We start from the raw sequence: 4,547 nt of genomic DNA, 5'->3' as shown, positions 1-4,547 counted from the left end.
GGGATACTCCCCGTGGCAAAGTTTGCACGCTGCCCTTCTATTGCTGGGGAATTAAACAGAACAAGCTTGTTAAGCAAATAGTTCTTTTTCCAGAATTAACGAATCCTGCAATGATGTTTAAAAAGAGACTTCGGTGACTAAACCATTGTAAAACTGGAAAAATATGACTTTACAGAATCGTCAATCTTACCATTCATAAGGCTGGTGGATACCCCAGCCCTACAACAATTTGGGATAATTTACTTTTTAGTGTTCTCTAATTCATAACTCATAACTCTTTTAATATGGTCCTTTAGCATCGCATTCCTTTTTCCAGCAACGTTCTAAAAGTTCGATGCGGTAAATTTGTGAAAAACGACGGGGATTAAGAATTGGTAGTTTCTCAGTACCGAGTAATGGTTGATTGAGATACTGCCAAAACGGAAATTTTATTTGGGTTTCTTCTGGATTCATAAGAGAAGCAAACAAATTAGTATAAATAAAAACGTTGTTACAGCGTTTGACCTCTTGTAAGAATCGATGCCATCCACTGAATATACAAGTTAAAGATTACACAGCTTAGATACTGATGTCTTGGTGATAATTGCGGAATATTTAGTAAATGATGAAGTTAGATACTGATACGGGAATATATGGAGGTTGGGAATTGGTCATTAGGCAAGGGGTAGAAAGAAAAAGATGCACTAGTAATAACTAGCGCACCTATTATTGAGATGAAAATATCAAGATTAAAAGCCAAAAGCTAATAGCTAACAGCCAAAATTCCCTTCCTTAATAAAAACTTCCCGATTTACGATGATGCATTGCCGTGGTAGCATCAGGTTTAATCAACTTCCCGTTATCAATTGTTGCGTATATTACCCAGTGGTCGCCGCATTCCATCCGCTTACTGACAGTACATTCAAGATAAGCAGTATCATCTTCAACAAAAACGACACAACCGTTATCAGCAGTAGTCGTAACAAATCCCGCAAACCTATCTTCCCCTGGTGCAAAATTCTTACGGAAGTGCTTCATATATTCCTGATGCTTACCTTCCGCAAGAATATTCAAGGCAAACTTGCTCCCAGAATGTAACAGCGATTCGATCGCCCGTTCCTTTGCGATCGCAATTGTTAATCCTGGTGGGTTGAATGTTGCTTGTGATACCCAAGCTCCCATCATTGCCGTGGAGATTTCGCCTTGTTGTGCAGTAATTACACATACCGAACCGACAATACGACCAACGGCTTGTTCAACTGGACTGGCGGATGGTTGGGGCAATCGTAGTTTCCTTGCTCGTTTTAGGGTTTGGGCAAAATCGATGGCTGATTCTTCGCAATTTTTCAGTATTTTGTCGGATGGTTTGAAGCGGGCACGTATTGTTTCAAACCCAAGTTTAAATCCAGCTTCCTTCAGCTTACCTTCGATTAAATCGAATGCTTCACCACTCCAACCATAGGAACCAAATACACCAGCTAACTTGTTATTATCACCAATAGATAAAACTGTTCCCAATACGGTATGAATTGGTGTTGGTGCATGTCCTCCAATCGTGGGAGAACCAATGATAAAACCTTCCGACTTTTCGACTGCATCTTTGATTTCTTCAGGTTCGGCAAATTCACAGTTCATCAATTCAACTGCCACACCACCCTTAGTTAAGCCCAATGCGATCGCTTGTGCTAAAGTTGCCGTATTCCCATAGGCGGAAGCATATAACAAAGCAACTTTAATATCCCTTTCGGTTTGCGATTGACTCCATTCTTTATAGAATTTCACCAGTTCAATCAAACCATAGCGCAGTAGAGGTCCATGTCCCGTTGCTATCATCCGTAACTGGTAGTCGGAAATCTTCTCTAATGCCGCTTTGATGTGGACGGCATTGGGAGCCATAACGCTATCGTAATAGTAGCGCTGGTCTTCTTTAAATTTGCCCCAATCCTCATCAAAAATTTCATCCCCGCAAACATGGGCACTAAATAACTTATCAGTATAGAGAATTTGCGTTTGCTGGTCGTAGGTACAAAGTCCTTCCGTCCATCTTGGACTAGGAGTAGGGATAAACTTGAGAACGTGACCTTTACCCAAATCTAAGGTTTCCTTACCCCGCATCGCCAATACTTTCAAATTCGGGTTAGAAAAAGCCGTTTTTAGATAATTTGCACCTATTACTGTAGTTACAAAAGTCACATCAGGGGCAATCTCCATCAATGCCCGCAACGTTGCCATGCGATTTGGATTAAAGTGACCAATGATTACATAGTCAATACTTTCCAACTCCAAACAGCGACGCAGTGCTTCCTTATATATTTCCGTAAAAGTTTCCGCAGGTGGGTCAATAATCGCGATTTTATCAGCTTGAATCACATAGGAATTTGACGTAGTACCCCTTGCTAGGGCATATTCAATTTCAAAACGTTGTCTAGTCCAACTACGCGATCGCAATACTGTAGTGTTCGTCGCAATCGGCAGCACCTGCACGTCACGGAGATTTTCGTTCATATTTAATACTTATCTGCGTGTGAAGGGATGAGAAGCGTAGAGACGACCCGATAGGTCGTCTATATTGGGTCGTCTATATAAAAATAGGAAATAATGAACAGGGAACAAGGAATAAGAAAATCCCAATCCCCAATCCCCAATCCCCTAATTAGTAATAATTTCCAACCTTGCGGTGACGAACTGCGGTCACACCATCCTGTTTAGAAACCTTACCTTCCTTAACAGAACAATACATAATCCAGTGGTCACTACATTCCATGCTGTCAGTAATCTCGCATTCCATATACGCTAGTGCTTCGCTGAGGATGGGACAACCGTTTTTAGCAGTTTGGGTTTTCACCTCCGCGAATCTATCAGCACCAGGAGGTAAGCGTTTGAGGAATTGCCTCTTCAGCTCCTTGTAATTGCCTTCTTCAAGGACATTAAGAACAATTTTGTCCCCAACTTGCATAAAAGCTTCAATCGCCCTATCTTTAGCCACAGCGACGGTAAAGCCTAATGGTTGCAAACTTGCCTGTGCCACCCAAGATGCTAACATAGCGCTTTTAACGCCATTTTTCTGACTAGTAATAATATACAAACCATTACTAATCCGTCCCAGGGCTTTTTCCATATTCACATCAAGGGATTTCACCTGCTTGATGTTTCTGTCCCTTACCAAGAGTTGTCCAATATCCGTACCCGCTTCTTCACACAATTGGAATGTAGCTGGGCTTGGACTTTCTTTGATTTTGATGGCAGCAAATCCCTCTTTGACACCTTGTTCGGTAAATTGTCTGCGGAGAGAGTCAATCGGCTCATCGTCACCACCAAATGATTCAAACAAACCAATGCATTGTTTGTTTTTCGTAACCGCAAGCAAGGAACTAATCCCAGCTTGTGCGGCAAGATTACTGCTGGGTGGCATTCCTACCACAATACCTGCGGCACGTCCAGCTAATCCTTGGATTTCCTGGACATCAGCAGTACTTAGATCGAGAACCTCAGTACCCACACCCGTTTTTTGAATCCCGTGTGCGATCACATGGGCAAGTTTATCGCCATAACCATACCCAGAAACATAAAATATGCCAACGGTAGTTTCAGCTTTTGCCTGAACTTGGCTCCAATTGTGATATTTCTCCCTGAGGAAGTCCAGGTGGTGATAAAGTAGGGGTCCATGTCCATTAGCGATAATTTTGATTTCGCCAAGTTCACCCATTTTCTTCATTGCATTCAATAAAGAGCGGGAATTTGGTCCCATCAAACAATCGTAGTAAAAGCGAAAATCGGGTTCGATCGCTTCCAAATCGACATCAAAGGTATCGTCGCTACAGTAATGCATCCCAAACGCATCGCAGGTAAACAGGGTTTTGGTTTTGCGATCGAAACTAAAAATCGTATCAGGCCAGTGTAAATTTGGCGCACTCACAAATTCGATTTCGTGACCATCACCCAAGTCTACAACGTCTCCCGACTTCACAATTCTTTTAGAAAAAGGGTCATGAACCAGATTCTCAAGAAACTGTAGTGCAACCTTTGAAGCTAGTACAGTCGCTCTAGGAGCTAACTGGAGAACATCTTCAACCAAACCACTGTGGTCAGGTTCGGTGTGACTAACGATGATATAGTCAATCGCTTTCGGATTAACTAGGGTTTTCAGCGTTTCTAAATATAAATCGCTAAATTTGCTATGGGAAGTATCCACCAAAGCAATGCGATCGCCTTTAATTAGGTACGAATTATAGGTTGTACCATTCTGTAAACCGAACTCAATATCAAAGCGATCGCGATCCCAATCAAGCGAGCGGATTGCCGTGATATTAGGGGCAATTTCAACAGTTTGTATAGTTAACCGACGTTGGACGTTCTCTGTGACAGCTACCATAGTTTGTCTCCGAAGCACCAATCATCATTTGTTTTTTACTATCTATATTTTGCTCATAAATATTTTTGTAAAGTTGTCAAGTATCTTAGTTTTCTCAAAAGTCAATATGTATTCAAAATATCTATTTTTTAGTCTTTATTTATACTAAAAAAATGTTCTTTAAGATGTCTTTAACCAACGAAGCATATTATAGCGA

General features: G+C 41.4%; 3 protein-coding genes. All 3 read right to left on the bottom strand.

The window, feature by feature from the left end:
* Positions 1 to 279: 279 nt before the first annotated feature.
* The 3 genes from CK510_RS32425 to CK510_RS26715 all read right to left on the bottom strand — a co-directional run bounded on the left by CK510_RS32425 (position 280) and on the right by CK510_RS26715 (position 4,351).
* Entirely contained in the window at positions 280 to 453 is a 174-nt protein-coding gene (locus CK510_RS32425) for a hypothetical protein (protein WP_169927033.1), read from the bottom strand.
* 318 nt (positions 454 to 771) lie between these two features.
* Positions 772 to 2,484 (bottom strand): diflavin flavoprotein, encoded by a 1,713-nt coding sequence (locus CK510_RS26720; protein WP_095724549.1) that lies wholly within the window; start codon positions 2,482 to 2,484, stop codon positions 772 to 774.
* 148 nt (positions 2,485 to 2,632) lie between these two features.
* A complete protein-coding gene (locus CK510_RS26715; protein WP_095724548.1) occupies positions 2,633 to 4,351 on the bottom strand; it encodes a diflavin flavoprotein in 1,719 nt (572 codons plus the stop codon).
* Between the last annotated feature and the right edge of the window lie 196 nt (positions 4,352 to 4,547).

Source organism: Brunnivagina elsteri CCALA 953, assembly GCF_002289455.1.
Classification (GTDB): domain Bacteria; phylum Cyanobacteriota; class Cyanobacteriia; order Cyanobacteriales; family Nostocaceae; genus Brunnivagina; species Brunnivagina elsteri.
The sequence above is the reverse complement of the archived record's forward strand: the minus strand, read 5'-3'. Positions and strand labels throughout refer to the sequence as shown.

Coding starts and splice junctions, on each gene's coding strand:
- CK510_RS32425 (WP_169927033.1), bottom strand. CDS start 453: ATGAATCCAGAAGAAACCCAAATAAAATTTCCGTTTTGGCAGTATCTC.
- CK510_RS26720 (WP_095724549.1), bottom strand. CDS start 2,484: ATGAACGAAAATCTCCGTGACGTGCAGGTGCTGCCGATTGCGACGAAC.
- CK510_RS26715 (WP_095724548.1), bottom strand. CDS start 4,351: ATGGTAGCTGTCACAGAGAACGTCCAACGTCGGTTAACTATACAAACT.